This is a genomic window from Pedobacter sp. B4-66, assembly GCF_018492665.1.
GTDB lineage: Bacteria > Bacteroidota > Bacteroidia > Sphingobacteriales > Sphingobacteriaceae > Pedobacter.
Genome location: NZ_JAFVME010000006.1, coordinates 66,156 through 85,124, shown reverse-complemented (window position 1 = coordinate 85,124; position 18,969 = coordinate 66,156). Strand labels below are relative to the sequence as shown.

Below are 18,969 nucleotides of genomic sequence, written 5' to 3'. Positions count from 1 at the left end.
TTAGAATTAAGCCTGTTGAAACTCTTGTTTTATTGTTTCCGTATTTTCGGATCTCTTTAATTGAAATTTTGTAATGAATACCAGCAGACCAATAACGGCCACACCAATACCGATATAATGAAATGCATCAGCGTAGGTTAGGTGCTCCGATTTAAAAAGAAAGCCTACCAGCATGGCGCCTATATTTCCACCTGCGCCTACAATGCCGCTTACAGAGCCAATTGCATCTTTATTGATGAAAGGAACAATGCCGTAAGTGCCGCCATTAGCCATTTTTAGAAACAGTGCGAATAAAAGCATTGACGCTATTGCAAGGCCGAGTGTTTGTGATTGGGCGAATAAGCTGATGCCAATTCCTTCTAAAACAAGCAGCCCTCCAAGTAGAATTCCTTTGCCTCTAAGGCCGTAAGATTTTCCGACTTTATCGCTCACAAAACCACCAAGTGCTCTTGCAAAAATATTCATGCCGCCAAATATGCTCGCCATGGCACCTGCCATAATCATTGATGCGCCAAATTGATCCGTAAAAAAGGTAGCAGCCACATTGTCGACGGTTATTTCTATTCCGAAACAGGCAGCGTAAGCCAATGCCAACACCCAGGTTCTGTAATCTTTTAGTGCAGCCATAAAAGAGCCCTTTTGAGCTGCTTTAACTTTAACCACTTCCAGATCTTTGAAGTTTCCGGCTGGAGTATCTTTTGTGTACTTGTAGTAAATAAAGGCCATAATTAATAGCATTACACCCGGTACGATCATGGCAACTCTCCATGAATTAGCCTGACTAACAAAACCTAAACCCGCAAAACCTGCGGCAATAAGTGGCATTATCAGTTGTGTAACTCCACCGCCAAGATTTCCCCAGCCTCCTGTAACGGCATTTGCGGTTCCTATTACATTTGGAGCAAACATCATTGAGGTGTGGAATTGGGTGATCACAAACGAAGCACCTATAATTCCAATTACAAAGCGGAATAAGAGAAAGCTTTCATAACTATTGCTTAGTCCTATACACATAACGGGTATTGAGCCTAGTGCGAGCAGAATGGTGTAGGATAGTCTTGGGCCGAGGGTGTCGCATAGTTTGCCAACTATTAGCCTTGCAATAATTGTTGCAGAGACTGAGGCGATGATGATGTTGCCAATTTGATCTTTACTTAAATGTAGTTGTTCTCGTATTAAAGGCATGAGTGGTGCAACACCGAACCATCCAAAAAAGCAGAAAAAGAAGGTTATCCATGTAATGTGAAAGGTTTTCATTTGAATGCCTTTCGTAGAGAAAATGTTAAGTTTTTTTAGTGGCTTAAGGCCTTCTTTGGGAAGAGTAGATTCTTTTTGATACATTTGATAAGTTTTATTTAAACGATGAAACTATTTTACCCTGTCAGAAATCCGACCTTCTGATGGGGTGTTTTTTTATATGGATGTTGTTGTTCTTATAGGCTGTTGTTAAATGGATAAAAACTAATTATATCTTCTTTTTTCAATTCTTCTGTTAAATCTGGTTGTAGAGCTAAGCCACTGGCATTGAGGCCTGCGGTAATATCTCCGGATCCGTTGAAAGAGATAAGGTTTAAGCCTTGTTGCGACTGGCTTATTTGAACCGGAAAAAACTCTGTTAACGGATGTTTTTTAATCCTACTCTCTTGTATCGGGAATCTGTATACTGGACGATTTGCGTAGCCAAAGCATTTGTATAGATAATCTTCTACGAATATTGTGAAAGTAGTAAGGCAGGATAATGGGTTTCCGGGAAGGGCAAAAACGATCCCGCCGAGCGGAGTTTTTCCTATCCATAACGGTTTTCCAGGGCGTATTTTAACTTTATGAAATACCATTTCAACTCCCAGTGACTTTAATACAGCGGGCACATAATCAGCATCTCCGGCAGATACGCCTCCGTTAATAATAGTAAGTTGGTTTTTAATGGACTCTTTAAATGCTTTGGTGAGCAGTTCTTTGTTGTCTTGAACGTGTTCGCACAGCGATGGAGTAATATTCCATTTCTTTAAAAGTGCTTTTAGCAGATATTGATTGCTGTTGCGGATTTGATGGCTGGCTGTTGGTTTGCCGGGTGTTATAACTTCATCTCCGGTTGTTATTACTGCAACTGTAGGTAGCTTGTATACTTTTAGTGTGGCTTTTCCGACAGAAGCAAGCAGGCTGATAGTTTGTGGTGTGCATTTGCAAGGAGCAGTTAATATTAAAGCCTGGTATTTTAAGTCTTGTCCTTGTGTGGCTATGTTTTGAAGGTATTTAGCTGTTTCAATTTCTATAGTTACTTCATTATTGATTTCATGAGTATCCTCTTTTCGGATGATTACGTTTGCCGTTTTTGGGGTAGCTGCCCCAGTCATAATCTTATAGCAATTTCCAGAAGTTAGCACTTGTTTTGAAACCTGTCCTGCGTAAATGATTTCGGTTATTGTGTATTTTCTTAAGCCACTTTCCCAATCGCTAAGCATAATTGCATAACCATCCATGGCGGCTCTGTTAAAGGGAGGGTAGTCGCGGTCAGCATAAATGTCTTCGGCTAATATTCTATTGTCGGCATCCTCCAGGTTGATGTATTCCGTTTCGAAGGGTTGCGAAAGAGTGGATATTGTGGTTATGGCTTCTTCAAAACTTATCATACGCTAATGCCCTCCTCCTTTCATCATTTTTCGGGCATGGAAAACACCGGGCACTATGGCCTCCAGTGATTCTCTTGCTCCGTCTGTACTTCCGGGCAGTGTAACTATTAATGAATGAGCGATGGATCCGGCAACGGCTCTGCTCATCATGGCCATTGGAGTCCGCATTTGGCCGAAGTTTCGCATTGCTTCAGTAATTCCATCAGCATCGCGTTCCAATATTTCACTTACAGCGCTTACTGTATTGTCGCGAGGACCAAGACCAGTTCCACCTGTAGTGAAGATGAAATGGATGTCTTCTGAAACCCATTGTAATAACTGCTTTTGTATTTGCGCTTTATCGTCTGCAACTATTTCATAGGCTACCACCTTTGCTTTTGCTTGTTCAAGTATGCTTTTGATGGCTAGTCCACTTTTGTCTTCACGTTTTCCTGCTGCGGTTGAATCTGAACATACCAGAACTGCACAGGTAGGAGAGGTTGAGAAGTATTTCTTCCGGTCGCTTTTGCCACCTGTTTTTTGCAACAGCTTGATGTTGCCTATTTCAAGGTCGGTATCTACCGGTTTTAGCATGTCGTAAATCTCCAGGGCAGCAATTGAAACTGCTGTGAGTATCTCCATCTCTATGCCTGTACGACCAATTGATTTTGCTTCACCTAATATCTGAATGCCGCCTTCAGGAAGGAAACTGAAGGAAATGTCCATGCTATCGATATTTACCGGATGACAATGGGGTAGTAGTTGAGGAGTTAATTTAGCTCCTAAAAAACCAGCTGCTCTGGCCACATCAAAAAGATTGCCTTTTGGTAGTTCATTGCCTTTGATCTTTGAAATTGTTTCAGTTGAACAAAAGATGTTAGCTACTGCCTTGGCTGTTCTTAATGTGATTTGTTTGCCGGTTATGTCGCGCATATTTAATTTAATTTTGTAAGCCTATGTATACAAATCCATCTTCAACCTTAACAGGGTAGGTTTGTATTGCACATTCATCTCCACTCAAACATTCTCCTGTAGACAGTGAAAACGTCTTTTTATGGAAAGGACAGGCAATTTTAGGATCTTCGCCTACCGAACCGATCATGCCACGGCTAAGTGCCATTTGCCTGCGGTGAGGGCATAAATTTTGTGTGGCATACCATTCATTTCTGCGGGTAAAATAAAATAATGCAATTTGTTCCTCTCCGCACTTAACACATACTCCTCCGTTTTGTACTGCGTCTTCAACGCGGCATGCTTCAAACCAGTTTGTCGTTGTTTCTACCATGATTTTCTGTTTTGTTAGTGTATAAATAGGTTTGTTTGTTTTAGGTTATGCTGTTGTCCAGTTTGCCGCCTTTTTCTGACCGCGCATTTCATCAAATTTTATACTTGGATCCTTTTCTTCAGGAGCATTCACAAAGTGATTGAACCTTTTTCTTATTTCCGGATCTTCAATTGCTGTTTTCCACTCACATTGATAGCTGTTTACGATGTTTTGCATTTCAATTTCCCATTGCGCTGCCATTCCCAGGCTGTCATTTACAACTACATTTCTCAGGTATTCAATTCCTCCCTCCATTTTGTTTAACCAAGGAGCGGTACGCGTTAGTGGATCCGCAGTGCGGATGTAAAACATTAAGAAACGATCTATGTATTTGATGCATGTATCGCTATCTACATCCGAAGCCAGAAGTAGTGCGTGCTGAGGTTTGCTGCCTCCATTGCCACATACGTATAGGTTCCAGCCTTTTTCTGTTGCTATAATTCCAAAATCTTTACTTTGAGCCTCTGCGCATTCACGAATACATCCACTAACGGCAGACTTTAATTTGTGCGGAGCCCTTAATCCTCTGTAGCGTTCTTCTATTCTGATTGCATAGCTTACGCTATCATGTAAACCAAAGCGACACCAGGTGCTGCCGACACAGCTTTTAACTGTACGCAGTGCTTTTCCGTAAGCATGGCCACTTTCAAAACCTGCAGCAATCAGCTCTTCCCATATTAAAGGCAGGTCACTTAAGTGTGCGCCAAACATATCTATGCGCTGTCCACCTGTGATTTTTGTATACAGGCCGTATTTTTCGGCAACCTCTCCAATAATAACTAGCTTTTCTGGCTTGATTTCTCCTCCCGGAATTCTCGGAACTACAGAGTAGGTGCCGCCTTTTTGGATATTTGCCAAAAACCTGTCGTTACTATCCTGGGCGGTATCATTACCTCTTTTTAGGATCATGTCATTCCATATACTTGCCAGAAGTGATGACACCAAAGGTTTACATATTTCGCAGCCATCGCCTTTGCCTACATTGTCCAGTACTTGCTCGTAACTTTTAAGGTTGTGTATTTTTATAAGATCATATAATTCTTGTCTGCTCAGTTGAAAATGCTCACATACCACATTTCTGATGTATTTACCATTTTCTTTCATGGTGTGTACCATTAGGTCTTTTACCATAGGGATACATCCTCCACATCCTGTTCCTGCTTTAGTACATTTCTTAATGGCGTCTACCGATTCGCATCCCTCTAAAGAGACTGCATTGCAGATGCTACCTTTAGATACTCCCTCACAGCTACAAATCAATGCGTCGTCCGGAAGTCCGGCTAATCCTGCATTTTCGGTTTGTGAGCTGCCACCGCGCGAGCCTAATATTAAATCCTCAGGGTTAGGAGGGAGTGCTATTTTGTTGTTTACAGTTTGCAGTAGCATATTGTAGGCTTCTGCTTCACCAATTAATATACCTCCAAGTAAATATTTTCCATCATTACTTATGTTTATGCGTTTGTAGATTCCTTTATGAGTGTCTTCAAATAGGATGCTTCTTGAATCTGGTTCAGTTATAAATGGATCTCCAAAACTCGCTACATCTACACCAATAAGCTTTAGCTTGGTGCTCATGTCAAATCCGTTGAATGTTTTGTCGCCTTCACACAGATTAGCAGCAACTACTTCTGCCATTTCATACCCAGGAGCAATTAACCCATAAATATTATGATTAAACAAAGCACATTCTCCGATTGCAAAAACAGAGGGGTCGCTGGTTTGCATAGCTTCATTCACCAGAATTCCACCTCTGGTGCCTACTTCAATTCCGCAGAGTTTAGCTAACTCATCTCTAGGACGGATTCCGGCAGAAATTACAAGTATGTCTGTTTTTAACTCGCTTCCGTCATTAAACTTTAGATACTCGATGCGGTTTTCACCTTCTATGCTGCTGGTTCCTTTGTTTGTATATATAGATAAGCCCAGTGTGCTAAGTTTAGTCTGTAACATTTGACTTCCGGCACTATCTATCTGCCTTGGCATTAGCCTTGGTGCAAATTCAATTACATGTGTTTCCTTAAGGTTTAAGTCTATTAATGCTTTTGCAGCTTCTAAGCCTAATAAGCCACCTCCTAATACGGAACCTATTTTTGCGTTTAAAGCATAGTTTTTAATGAGCTCAAGATCTTCGATGGTGCGATAAACGAAAACCCCATCTTTATCTACACCGGGTATATCAGGAACAAAAGCCGACGACCCTGTCGCCAGAATCAGGTAGTCATAGTTTAAAATAAGCCCTTTGCTTGAGTGTATGGTTTTGTTCTCTCTGTCAATTTCTTTTACCGGATCGCCAAGATGAAGAATGATATTTTGTTCATTGTACCAGTTCTCGTGAGATAAGGAAAGATCTTCTGCGGTTTTCCCATTGAAGTATTCGCTTAGATGAACTCTGTCGTATGCCCTCCGTGGTTCTTCTCCAAATACAATAATTCTGAATTTATCTGATTTAGCGGCTAATTTTTCACAAAATTTATGTCCAACCATTCCATTTCCTATTACGACTACTGTTTTTTGATTCATAATTTAGATTTTGTTGGGTTATTTATTCCGTTTGACTAATAATTGTGGTTTGTTTAAGTCAAATATATACAATAATTTATATTATTATAATAATTATGTGATTTAAATCATGATTAATGTTGTTTATTTTGTATTATTTTTGGTTTTATTATATTTTATGATGTTTTATTTGTGATTATTTTGTGTTTAAATGAGTTATTTTGTGTTAATGTATTTATTTATGTGCTATATTTATTTTATTAATTGGTTTTGTAATGTTAATTGTTGTTTTTATGAGTGTTTTTAAGAAAAAAATAGACAATCCTACGTTTTATGTAGTTGGTTCTGGCCCTGGTGATCCAGATTTGCTGACAATTAGAGGTTTTAAGGTTTTAGAATCAGCGAAAGTGATACTTTATGATAATTTAGCGAACAAAGAGCTGTTAGATATAGCGCCTGATGATTGCGAAAGGATTTATGTAGGTAAAAAACCATATGGGCTTTGCACTTCGCAGGAAACAATTCATCAGCTTATAAAGCATTATGCATTTACAAGAGGAAACGTTGTTCGTTTAAAGGGGGGTGATCCTTTTATTTTCGGAAGAGGCTTTGAAGAGATACTATTTGCTCGAGAGCACGGTATTGAATCTCATTATGTGCCGGGTATTAGTAGTATGCAGGCTAGCGGCTTAAATGATATACCATTAACCCATCGTGGGATAAGTGAAAGCATCTGGATTGTAACAGGTACAAAAAAGGATGGCTCTTTGTCATCAGACCTCCAACTTGCAATTAAAAGTAAGGCGACTGTAGTTATATATATGGGAATGAAAAAGCTGACGGAGATTTCTGCAGCTTATATAATGTCTGGAAGAGGATCTGTCCCTGCGTCGATAATTCAAAATGCTTCCTTACCTCATCAGAAACAGGTGATTTGTGAGGTTCAGGATCTATCTCAGGCTGCAATGAACTCTGGACTTACCAACCCCGCAATTATAATAATTGGAGATGTTGTAAAAGCCGCAGAATTCGTTGCCGCTCAAGAAGTACATAAGTACGCTTAGTTTTCTTTTACTTTATGGATCAGCTGACGTCCTTTAACTAGTATTTTAATGCGCTGACGCTTTAAAGAGAGGTTAATTCCTGCCTCCTGATTTTCCTTTAGGTGTATTTTATATGCGGTAAGTACATCTTTATATGTAAGTAAGCCAATTACTCTGTTTTTCTCTTTGGTAGATAGAACAGGCAAAAACTCTTCATCGCATTTAGACATTAACTCTACGGCCGTAGCCAGATTGTCGTTGCTTTTTATTGCGGGTATACTTTGTTCCATAATTTCCGAAATAGGGCCATCCGCATCATGGTTTTTATTGTATATGCTAGAAAGCGTAATCACTCCTTTAAAGTTATCTTCCTCGTCCATCACCATAAAGTGATTTTCTAAAGGAGGATTAAGGTCAAAGAACGCCCTTATTTCATTGATGCGGTTTTTGGTGCTTACAACCATACTATTGGCTTTTAGTACATCGGCAACAGTCATTTTTCGTAGGATATCAGGCTCGTAAGAGTCAGGAGTATATATTCCTCTTCTGGCAATTTTCTCGGTCATGATGGTGTTTTCCATAAAAAAGAAGGAAATGAGGTACGATGCTGTACAAGCCCCAAGCAGAGGTAATAACGCATGAGATTGCATGGTAGCTTCAAGTGCAAAGGTTATGCTGGTTAGGTAAGCTCTTGAAGCCCCTGCAAACATAGCCGACATACCAACTAAAGCAGCCATAGGAATACTGATGCCTGAGTTTGGAAATAACAGTAGTGTGATTGAGCCAAGTATGGCTCCGGCAGCACCGCCTATAGTTAATAAAGGCGCAAGCGTACCTCCGGATGTTCCGCTTCCAAGTGCAATTGCCCAGGAGAGAAATTTAAAGAAACAAAGACTTAGTAATAATGCCAGTGGTATTTTTCCTGATAAAACACTAATGATATTGTCGTAGCCTACACCTAAAGTGTGTGGCGCAAAATATCCAATTACGCCTACGGCTAAACCGCCAATTGCAGGCCACCACATCCAGTGGATAGGTAGTTTCTCAAAAGCATCCTCAATGTGGTACACAATTTTAGTTAAGCCTAATGAAATAAAACCAATTATTATGCCCATAAAGCTGTAAATGCCCAAAGCCATATTGGAAGGAGAACTAAGTTCAGGCATGTGAAATACGGGGCCAGATTCAAACAGAAACTGATGGCCTGCGGCGCCTGTTATGCAGGCTAATGCAACAGGTAGGATGGCTTTTGGTGAAAATTCAAATAGTAACAGCTCGATCGCTAAGAAAATAGCCGCTATCGGTGTGCCAAATATGGCTGACATACCTGCAGTTGCTCCTGCAGCAAGTATAATTTTACGCTCGTTAGGTGTGATTTTAAACAATTGCCCTAATGTAGATCCTAACGCTCCGCCTGTCGCGATTATTGGTCCTTCAGCACCAAAAGGCCCTCCGGTTCCAATTGCTATTGCAGAAGATAAGGGCTTTAAAAGTGCAATAGAGGGTTTAATCTTGCTTTGATTAACCAAAATCTGCTCCATTGCCTCAGGAATACCGTGCCCTCTTATGGCTTTAGAGCCATATAACGCCATAAGTCCTACTAGAACCCCGCCAATTGCAGGAATAATAATCACCCATAACCCCAAATGATTGTTTGCAGGACTATTAAACTTTAAATCAAAGCTTCCGTTAAAAGCAATGTTGGTTACAAGATCTATCAGAGAGATTAGAACTTTCGCGATTAGACTAATGGCAATGGCAACACCAATGGAGAGTAAAGAGATTTGTAGTAAACGTTTTTTCTGGAGATAGCCCTTCTTTGTACCATTTGTTGGTTGGTTTAAATAATCTAAGGAGGGGGATATTGGAATCCCGTTTTTATGCAACGGTCTTTTCATTTAGCTGACGAGTTTTTAGTAATAAACTGTAAATGATTTTATTTACGGGCACAAAGGTATGGTTATTTTATAGGTTATAAAAGTTAATTATATTGTTTATGCAATGTTTTTATTTTTATAATGTATGATAATTTAATATTTATGTTGTTTTAGCAATATTAATATAATTCAGTTTTATTACGCTAATTCTTTACTTTTGATATTTATATGGTATTATTGCACATCAAATACTGGTTTAAAAAATGAAGGAGTGTAATAATCTATGTGATCTTAAAAGTTGCTTCCTGTGTAAACTCTGTTTACCAGAATGGTTACCTGCACTTGAAATTCAAAAAAAGAACTTCGAAGTAAAAAAAGGAGAGGCGCTCTTTAAAGAAGGAGATCCGGTAAAAGGAATTTACTTTGTGTACCATGGATCTGTTAAGGTTCATAAAAGATGGGACAATGAAAAAGAGCTTATCATTCGTTTTGCAGGCCCGGAAGATATCATCGGACATTTGGGACTAGGGAAAATGCCTTTATACCCTGTTTCAGCTACAGCATTAGAAAATACAGTGGTATGCTATCTGGAGAGAGATTTCTTTGAAACAACATTAAAGGTAAACGGCGAATTAACCTATAAATTAATGCAGTTTTTTGCAAATGAACTTCAGGATTCGCATAGGGCAATGCGCGATTTGGCACATATGTCTGTTAAAGCTAGGATAGCGCAATCTATTTTGGCGTTGTTACATAAATTTGGTGTTGATGATAACGGCTATATTGCTTTGGCGCTGGCCAGACAGGACATAGCTTCATATTCTGGAACAACCTACGAAACCCTATTTAAAGTAAGTAACGATTTCGTAAAAGATCAGATTATTGAGGTTTCTGGCAGAAACATCCGTGTACTAAATGAAAAACGACTCTCGGAGATTGTAGGCGTTACCGACTAAGAGTAAAGTACTACTAACCATTTTCTAATACCAACACCCAATCTAAAGCTTCTCCACTGGTTGGAGGAGTAAAGGTAAGTTCCGGCTTTCTATCGATTCTAAAAGCTGAGCTAAATACTCCAGTTCTCGGATTAAACCATTTGGCTTTAAATGCACGCTTTACTTTCAAGTTGCTCGTGTTTACGGTTAATTTGCGTCCGGTAGGAGTGTAAATGAAGGCGTAATGTCCGTCATTTGCCCGGGTAGCACTGCAATGCGTACCGTCTTTAGGGTTATCACCTGAAATTAGACTTTGATCAGGGATACGGTCCAGCATCGATTGAGATTGTATTAGCTTTTTCACATATCCCATTTGCTGTGCACCGGGTAAATCCATTGCTTCTTTCCAATAATGTCTGGCTAAATTTATTGGTTCGCGACCAGGAGCATAAAACTGCCATATATCATGACATCCATACGTATGCCCAAGAGCACCAGCAAACACTTGCCAATAGGCTAGTTTCCGAATATCATCTGCTGTTGAAAAGCCGTTCTTTTTTGCATCAAAACATACCGGATGATCCTCATAAAGAGGTTCTCCATCAACTACTGGTTTTGTAGGTTTCAAATTATAATCATAAGTGATTTTATCGTAATTATTTCCATCCCTGCAATGCCCTGTTTGCAACATGTTAAAATCCAACCATTCATCATTATGAAACCAAGTTGATGAACCACCGTTTTCTTTTGGCTGAGGGTGAAAAGTCATTAATGTTTTATCATTACCACCTGCCCCGGCAGCAATACCTTCGGCTAATGCGCGCCAAATAGCTATATCCTTATCGTTGCGTGGATTACGATCGCCACCCAATATCCATATAATATTGGGTTGGTTTTTATATCTATTACCCAAAAATTTTCCGTATTCCCTTGCATTTTGGACATTAAAAATTTCAGGCCCCGTTCCCCAGGTACTTTTAAATATTTTATCACCCCAAAGTGGTAACAAACCTATGTACAGACCTTTAGTGGCAGCCAATTGAATAAATGCATCTACGTCTTTAAAGTAATCTTCATTAAGCTCTGAAATGTCATTGTTTTTTAGTGGTTTGTGTCCCATTGCATTTGGTTCATTAATACCATCCAGTTCGGCTAGTACCACCGTTTGAAGTACAGTAAAGCCTTTGGATTTTCGGTTGTCCATATAGATTTCTGCATCTTTAAGCGTTAGTCTATGTAGCATTTCCCAGGCAGTATCTCCAAGATAAAAGAAAGGCTTTCCATCAGCATACACAAGGAATCGATGATTGTCAGATACACGAAGTCGCTGCATTTTTGTATTCCCGGGACTTGCTTTTTGGCTGTAAGCTACGGAAGAGTTTGTTGAAATGAATAATAAAAGAAGATACCAGTGTACTTTTTTCATATTGTTCTATTTGGTCGATACAATATAAGTATTAATGATACTAAAATAAGCCACTATAATAGCATTCGCGATTGGCATACTTAAATCATTAAGGAAATGGAGGAGTTAACATACTGTTCATATTGGAACTCTAATTTTGGGCATGCTTCAGGTAGAAAGAAAAGATGAGGAAATAGTTCGACAACTTAAGCTGGGTGATACTTCAGCTTATGACCTGTTGTATGATCTATATTGGAAAAAGCTTTATGTGCATGTGCTAAATCGTATTAAGGATGAAGAGGCTGCAAAAGACATCGTTCAGAATGTTTTTATCAATATCTGGGAACGAAAAGAAACAATAACAATTAATACTACCCTCGAACAGTTTTTAATGGGGGCGGTTAAATTGCAGGTACTGGGGTACTTCCGGTCAGAAAAAATAGAAGAACGTGTTTTTGACTATACCCTAAAAAAGTTCGAAGAGGCATCATTTTCTATTAATGAACTATCCGATTATCTGGATTTAGAAAAGCTTATTGAGGTAGAAGTAAAAAGCCTTCCCGAAAAAATGCGCCATGCATACCTGCTTAAGCACGCACATCATTCTACATCAGAAATAGCGGAGAAGCTAAACCTTGCTGAGCAAACGGTTTCAAATCATATTAGTGAAGCTATGAGAAGGATCAGGAAGAGATTAAGCGAAAAATTCCCCGAGCGACAGATTAGTTAATACAAACTTAACAATTTCTAAAAGTAGATTGAGGTGTTTCAAACTACTTATAGGAAAGAGACACTAGTTTGGAATCAGAGCAGTTCAAAAAAATATTAGAGCGTTATGTCAATGGAGTGGCAAATGAAGACGAAAAACAAATCGTCGAGAATTGGTATGCTTCATACGATGATGAACTTGCAATGCAGGAATTTTCTGATTCCAGAAAAGAGGAAACGATCAGAGCCGAAATGGAAACTGCCATTTTAAATAGCAGGGACCACACAAAAGGTAAAAAGATTTCATTGTTTAAGCAGTACTATAAGTATGCGGCAGTACTGGCATTAATTTTACCGGCACTACTTATTGGTAAGAAATTCTTTAGACCATCGAATGATTTTAAGAAAGGTGTAGAAAGCGAAAGCTTTAATATTGTAGAAACAAAAGCAGGAGAATATAAGAAAGTAGTTTTGGCTGATCAGTCGGTAATTCAAATGAATCCGAATACAAAACTGCGTATCCCAGCTGAATATGCATTAAAAGCTTCAGGTGAACCAATTTATTCAGATAGGTCTGTTTTCTTAGATCAGGGAGAGGCCTTTTTTGAAGTGACTAAGGATCCAAAGCACCCATTTGTAGTTCATACCACACAAATTATAACACGTGTACTCGGAACCAAGTTTGCCGTAAGTACTCAACCAAAGGCCATCACTGAGGTTAGTGTAAGTGAAGGTAAGGTAGAGGTGAGCGATAGTAAAAAGGTATTCGGTCGTTTACTCCCAGGTAAACGATTAAGCTATAATTCCAAAACAAATAAGTGGAAAACAGCAGATTTTGCTACACGCGAACATAATGCCTGGTATGTGCAGGTTACCGACCTGAACCATGCTTCATTTACTGAGGTAGCCAAAGTGATGAGAGTTCACTATGGCGTAGTTCTAAGAGGTAATAAAAGCGCCACTGCAAATTATCAATATAATCTACAAATACGATCTACTCGTTCTCTGGATCAGACAATGAAAATAATCTGTTCAGTACACCAAAATAGATATAGGAGGATAGGAAATGAAGTAGTGTTATACTAGAAATAAAAAAACCGGATCTGAAGCAGACCCGGATTGATAAATTCAACAGGAAGTAGTTTGCGACCCTCTGTCTGTTGGATCATGTAGAGTCTTATTTATCAATAATATATCAAATATATGAAAAAACATTTACTGCTAATGCAGAAAATTATGCGTTATACATTGCTCATTTACACCTTTGTAATCGCCAGTACACAAATAATATTTGCAAACAATTCCACTGGCCAGGTCTTAAATAAAAGAGTCAATATTGCCTTTAAAAATGAGAACCTACTCAGTGCAATAGAAAAACTGCAAATCAAAAGTGGAGTCGATTTTGCCTACGATCCGGCGTACCTAAAACTTAAAAGTTTCAGAACCCGCGAGAAAGATTTTAGTAATGAAAAAATAGAAGAGATCTTAAAGTCTATTTTTGATGAAACCGGTCTTACTTTCAGAGAAGAAGTTAAAGGAACTATTACCTTAATTAAAAACGAGAACCCAGGAAAAATTAGCGGGAAGATTGTTGATGAAAAAGGTGAACCACTTCCTGGGGCTAACATCAAAGTTCTTGAATTAAACACCGGTACACAAAGCAATCCTGATGGTACTTATAGTATTAGCGTTGCTCCTGGTGTTTATACCTTAAACGTTAGTTTTATCTCTTATAGTCCTTCTACACAGACCAAAGTAGTAGTAAAGGCAGGAGAAACTACCAATTTAAATATTTCATTAACTGCAGAAATCGGTACTTTAAATGAAGTATTAGTTGTAGGTTATGGTACACAAAAAAGAGAAAACGCAACAGGTGCGGTTGATCAAATCACTTCTAAGCAATTAGAAAACCGTTCGGTACCTAATCTTGCACAAGGTTTACAAGGTATGATCCCTAACTTAAACCTTAACATTGCTGATGGTAAGCCAATTCAATCACCGGCCTATAATGTTAGGGGTACAACTTCAATTGGTCAGGGTGGTAATGCATTGGTTCTAATTGATGGAGTAGAAGGTGATCCTTCGAGAATAAACCCAAATGATGTTGCCAGTGTTACTGTGCTAAAAGATGCTGCTTCTGCTTCAATTTATGGTGCAAGAGGTGCCTTTGGTGTAGTGTTAATTACCACTAAGAATCCTGCAAAAGAAAGAACATCCATTAATTACAGTATTACTCAGTCTGTTAAAACACCAACTACTGTTCCAGACTATGTAACCAACGGTTATACTTTTGCAAGTATGTTTAATGAGGCATGGTCTGCTTGGAATGATTACTCGCAAACTCCTCAAAACATCAATAAAACAGTTAAGTTTTCTCAGGATTATTTAGCAGAACTTAAGCGCAGATCAGAAGATCCAAGTTTACCAAAATACGAAGTAAATGGTAACGGAGAATATGTTTATTACGACAATACAGATTGGTATCGCGAATTGTATAAAAGCCATAACTCAGCTACAGATCAAAATATCTCATTATCAGGCGGTAGTGGGAAAACTGATTTTTATGTGTCTGGAAGATCATTCAAACAAGGTGGATTATTTCGGTACAATACCGATGATTATCAGATGTATAACATCAGAGCTAAGGGATCTATCGAACTGTACCCATGGTTAAAAATGTACAATAACGCAGATTACTCTTCTTCAAAATACCACAATCCGGTTAACGTTGGTGAAGGTGGCGGTATTTGGAGAAACATAGCTGATGAAGGCCACACCGTAGCGCCAATGTTTAATCCTGATGGTACTTTATCTCCATCGGCTGCCTATACCGTTGGTGATTTCTACTATGGAAAGAATGGAATTGATATGAACAAAAAAGTGTTCCGTAACACCACAGGTTTCAGTAGTAAATTCTTTAACGACAAGTTTAGAGTAAAAGGTGATTTTACTTTCCAGAATACCAATAATAACGAAAGCAGAATCCGTGTTCCGGTACCATATAGCAGAAAACCGGGGGTAATTGAATATGTAGGCTCTAACTACAACGATCTACAACAACTTTACCGTACTACAGAATATCTGGCTACCAATATTTATGGAGAGTACGAGCCTCAGTTTAGTAAAGATCATTATGTGAAAGTTCTTGCAGGTTACAACTATGAACAATCTAACTACAAACGTTTAGAAGCTGTACGTAATGGGTTAATCTTTGAAGATGCTAAAGATATTAACCTTGCTTTAGGCCAGTCTATTACAACTGGTGGTGGTTACGATCAGTGGGCTGTTTTAGGCGGTTTTTACCGTGTGAACTATGCATTTAAAGATCGTTACCTTTTCGAATTTAATGGTCGTTACGATGGATCATCAAAGTTTCCTGCCAGTCAGCGTTACGCATTCTTTCCTTCAGTTTCAGCAGGATGGAGATTAAGTAAAGAGCCATTCTGGAATATCAGCCCTGCAGCAATCACAGATGTGAAATTCAGAGCTTCTTATGGCTCATTGGGTAATGGTAACATTGCTTCGTACGCCTTTATGGAGAAATTTGGTATTTCGCAATTAGACAGAGTGTTAAGTGGTGTTCGTCCACAATATACAGGTCAACCAGGAGTAATACCTGATGGTTTAACCTGGGAAACTTCAACCACACAAAACTTTGGTTTGGATATCGCATTCTTAAACAACCGTTTAAACTTTAGTGGTGATGCATATATCCGCAAAACTACAGATATGTTTACTACAGGTATGACTTTACCGGCAGTTTACGGTACAGATGTTCCTAAAGGAAACTATGCAGATTTGAAAACAAAAGGATGGGAAGCAACAGTATCCTGGAATGACAGATTTGAATTGGATGCTGAACCTTTTAGCTATTCAGTTCGTTTAACGCTTTCTGATTACACGGCTAAAATTCTTAAATTCAATAACCCTGAACAAAAATTATCTGATTACTACGCAGGACAAACTGTTGGCGAAATCTGGGGTTTTGTAACCGATGGTTATTATACTTCTGCCGAAGATATTCTTAATTCTCCAAAGCAGGTATTGTATAAATCATCAAATACCGGAAAGAGCCTGCCTGGTGATATTAAATTTAAAGATTTAGATGGCAATAATGAAATCAATGACGGAGGTAAAACCGTTGGTAATCCAGGTGATAGAAAGGTGATTGGAAACTCTACTCCTCGCTATACTTATGGTATTTCACTAGGTGCCGACTGGAAAGGGTTCTTCTTTAGCTCATTCTTCCAGGGTGTAGGTAAAATGGATTGGTATCCGGGAACCGAAAACGGTACTTTCTGGGGACAATACAACCGTCCATACAATAAGGTTCCAAAATCACAGATTGGTAACATCTGGTCAGAAGAAAATCCGGATGCTTATTTCCCAAGATACAGAGGATATATAGCTCAAAATGGTTCAGCAACTTTGGCTCAGGTTCAAACTAAGTACCTACAAAACGCTGCCTATATCAGACTTAAAAACCTTCAAATCGGTTATAATATCCCTCAAACATTTGTAAAAAAAGCTGGATTAAGTAATGTAAGGGTGTTCCTGACCGGAGAAAACTTATGGTCATGGTCGCCTTTATATAAGATTACTAAAGATCTTGATATAGAGAGTATTGGTAAATCTGACTCAGTACTTAATGGCGATAGCAATTCCGGTAACGGGAACAATTATCCGATACTTAAAAGTTTCAGTTTAGGTTTATCAGCAACTTTTTAATCAGGATAAGAACAATACAACAGTATTATGAAAAATATCAATATGAAGAAATTCTTTTTATGGTTTGCTTCCACTGCATTCATTTTTGCGGGATGTAAAAAACTCGATCAGACGCCTGTAGATACAGCAACCAATGAAGCTGTATTTAGCAATGAAAAAGGGTTAGAGCTTTATGCAAATTCATTTTATAAAATGTTGCCAAGTGCATCAGATGCACATAAAGGCGATGCCATGTCGGATTATGCAGCGCGTAGCCAGGCTCCTGATTTTTTAATTGAAGGTGCTTTTGGACCACGTCAAAGTAACGGATGGGACTGGAAAGACCTTAGAAACATCAACTATTTTCTTGAAAACAATAAAGGCCCGGCATTGTCTCCTTCTGTAAGGTTGCAATACACCGCTTTAGCCAGGTTCTTTAGAGCTTATTTTTACTATGCAAAAGTAAGAAGGTTTGGAGATGTACCATGGATTAACAAAACCTTTAAGATTGATGATCCTGATCTTTACAAAGGAAAAGATACCCGTAGTTTAGTAATGGATTCAGTTTTAGCAGATTTAAACTTTGCTTGCGAAAACATCAGCAGAACAAGTGATAATTCACGTTCATTAATTACTAAGTATGTAGCATTAGGGTTCAAATCAAGAATTTGTCTTTACGAAGGAACCTGGAGAAAATACCATACCGAAGCAGGTATGGCCAGTACTTCGAACCAATGGCTTGAGCAAGCTGTGGATGCGGCAGACAAAGTAATGAAACAAGGTGGCTTTGCATTAAATACAGCTGGCGGTGTAGATTTAGCCTACAGAAACCTATTTATCAGTACTGCTCCGGTAGCTACAGAGGTAATGTTAGCCTCTGTTACAGATGCCAACCTTGCAATTTACAATGATGCAAACTGGTGGTGGACAAGTGCTACCTATGGTTCAAGGATCAGCTTTACACGAATGTTTGTAAACACTTACTTAAACATTGATGGAACGCCATTTACAGATAAAGCCGATTACCAAACGATGGTGTTTAAAGATGAAGTTCAAGGAAGAGATAAAAGACTACAACAAACCATCCGTATGGGCGATTATAAACGAATAAACGGTGGTACTCCTGAGGCTGCTCCTCCAATATTCTCATATACATATACAGGTTATCAGCCAATTAAATGGGTTCTTGATGATGTTAAGTATGACGGTGGTGGTCAGAATATCAATTCTATTTCCTTAATGCGTTATGCAGAGGTATTATTAAACTATGCTGAAGCAAAAGCTGAACTTAACTCATTTAATGATGCAGATTGGATCAAAACAATCGGTGCATTACGCCAAAGGGCAGGAATAACAGGTGGCTTAACCGCTAAACCGACTGTTGCCGATTCATATCTTAAAGACAATTATTTTCCTCTAATCAGTGATCCTTCGTTATTAGAAATCCGTAGAGAGCGTAGTATTGAGCTTTCGCTTGAAGGTTTGCGTTTTGATGATATTGTTAGATGGAAGAAAGGTGATCTGATGACAAAAACCTGGAATGGCTTTTATGTTCCAGAACTTAACGTACCAATGGATTTGAATGGCGATGGTGTACTTGATGTATGTTTTTATCAGGTAATGCCAGCCAATCCCGTTGCAAAAGTGAATTATATTAACGTTGCACAAACCGTTAACGGACAGGTAAATCCATTACGCTTATCGAAAGACACTTCAGGAGAATTAACCTGGCTTATCAATACAAAACGAATATTTGAACAGCGTCATTACGTTTATCCTACACCGGAAGCCGACTTGTTGTTTAATACAAATCTCAAACAACACCCGGATTGGGTAGGTAAATAAATCGTATATTGATCATT

13 protein-coding genes are annotated in these 18,969 nt (G+C 38.8%); 6 read left to right on the top strand and 7 right to left on the bottom strand.

All coding sequences use genetic code 11. The features are described 5' to 3' along the window. Window positions 1-6: 6 nt before the first annotated feature. The 5 genes from J1905_RS12115 to nirB all read right to left on the bottom strand — a co-directional run bounded on the left by J1905_RS12115 (window position 7) and on the right by nirB (window position 6,453). Complete coding sequence (locus tag J1905_RS12115; protein WP_214227508.1) at window positions 7-1,341, bottom strand: NarK family nitrate/nitrite MFS transporter; 1,335 nt, start codon at window positions 1,339-1,341, stop codon at window positions 7-9. A gap of 92 nt (window positions 1,342-1,433) precedes the next feature. Further along, complete coding sequence (locus J1905_RS12110) at window positions 1,434-2,630, bottom strand: molybdopterin molybdotransferase MoeA (RefSeq protein WP_214227507.1); 1,197 nt, start codon at window positions 2,628-2,630, stop codon at window positions 1,434-1,436. A 3-nt stretch (window positions 2,631-2,633) separates the two neighbouring features. Next, the gene (gene moaCB, locus J1905_RS12105; protein WP_214227506.1) at window positions 2,634-3,542 is read right to left on the bottom strand and encodes a bifunctional molybdenum cofactor biosynthesis protein MoaC/MoaB; all 909 of its coding nucleotides are present in this window, start codon (window positions 3,540-3,542) and stop codon (window positions 2,634-2,636) included. Between the two features lie 7 nt (window positions 3,543-3,549). Next, a complete protein-coding gene (gene nirD, locus J1905_RS12100; protein ID WP_173093568.1) occupies window positions 3,550-3,894 on the bottom strand; it encodes a nitrite reductase small subunit NirD in 345 nt (114 codons plus the stop codon). A 45-nt stretch (window positions 3,895-3,939) separates the two neighbouring features. After that, window positions 3,940-6,453, bottom strand: a complete 2,514-nt coding sequence (gene nirB, locus J1905_RS12095; RefSeq protein WP_214227505.1) for a nitrite reductase large subunit NirB — start codon at window positions 6,451-6,453, stop codon at window positions 3,940-3,942. Between the two features lie 272 nt (window positions 6,454-6,725). Here nirB and cobA point away from each other — a divergent pair, with 272 nt between their 5' ends. Continuing rightward, window positions 6,726-7,496: a uroporphyrinogen-III C-methyltransferase gene (gene cobA, locus J1905_RS12090; protein ID WP_214227504.1), complete on the top strand. Its 771-nt coding sequence runs from the start codon at window positions 6,726-6,728 to the stop codon at window positions 7,494-7,496. Here the strand turns inward: cobA and J1905_RS12085 are convergent. Continuing rightward, complete coding sequence (locus J1905_RS12085) at window positions 7,493-9,373, bottom strand: chloride channel protein (RefSeq protein ID WP_214227503.1); 1,881 nt, start codon at window positions 9,371-9,373, stop codon at window positions 7,493-7,495. The genes cobA and J1905_RS12085 overlap by 4 nt on opposite strands. A 242-nt stretch (window positions 9,374-9,615) precedes the next feature. On the opposite strand from J1905_RS12085, the gene J1905_RS12080 reads away from it, so the two are divergent. Beyond that, complete coding sequence (locus J1905_RS12080; protein ID WP_214227502.1) at window positions 9,616-10,308, top strand: Crp/Fnr family transcriptional regulator; 693 nt, start codon at window positions 9,616-9,618, stop codon at window positions 10,306-10,308. 13 nt (window positions 10,309-10,321) lie between these two features. Here the strand turns inward: J1905_RS12080 and J1905_RS12075 are convergent, their stop codons facing one another. Beyond that, window positions 10,322-11,713 carry a glycoside hydrolase family 140 protein gene (locus tag J1905_RS12075; protein ID WP_214227501.1) on the bottom strand — a complete coding sequence of 464 codons (1,392 nt, stop codon included), beginning with the start codon at window positions 11,711-11,713 and terminating at the stop codon, window positions 10,322-10,324. A 142-nt stretch (window positions 11,714-11,855) separates the two neighbouring features. On the opposite strand from J1905_RS12075, the gene J1905_RS12070 reads away from it, so the two are divergent. The 4 genes from J1905_RS12070 (at window position 11,856) to J1905_RS12055 (ending at window position 18,952) form a co-directional block, all read left to right on the top strand. After that, the gene (locus J1905_RS12070) at window positions 11,856-12,422 is read left to right on the top strand and encodes an RNA polymerase sigma factor (RefSeq protein ID WP_214227500.1); all 567 of its coding nucleotides are present in this window, start codon (window positions 11,856-11,858) and stop codon (window positions 12,420-12,422) included. Between the two features lie 68 nt (window positions 12,423-12,490). Then, on the top strand, window positions 12,491-13,486 hold the full coding sequence (locus tag J1905_RS12065) for a FecR family protein (protein WP_214227499.1): 996 nt from the start codon (window positions 12,491-12,493) through the stop codon (window positions 13,484-13,486). A 117-nt stretch (window positions 13,487-13,603) separates the two neighbouring features. Then, entirely contained in the window at window positions 13,604-17,128 is a 3,525-nt protein-coding gene (locus J1905_RS12060) for a SusC/RagA family TonB-linked outer membrane protein (RefSeq protein WP_214227498.1), read from the top strand. A 27-nt stretch (window positions 17,129-17,155) separates the two neighbouring features. Next, window positions 17,156-18,952: a RagB/SusD family nutrient uptake outer membrane protein gene (locus tag J1905_RS12055; protein ID WP_250318084.1), complete on the top strand. Its 1,797-nt coding sequence runs from the start codon at window positions 17,156-17,158 to the stop codon at window positions 18,950-18,952. Window positions 18,953-18,969 lie beyond the last annotated feature (17 nt).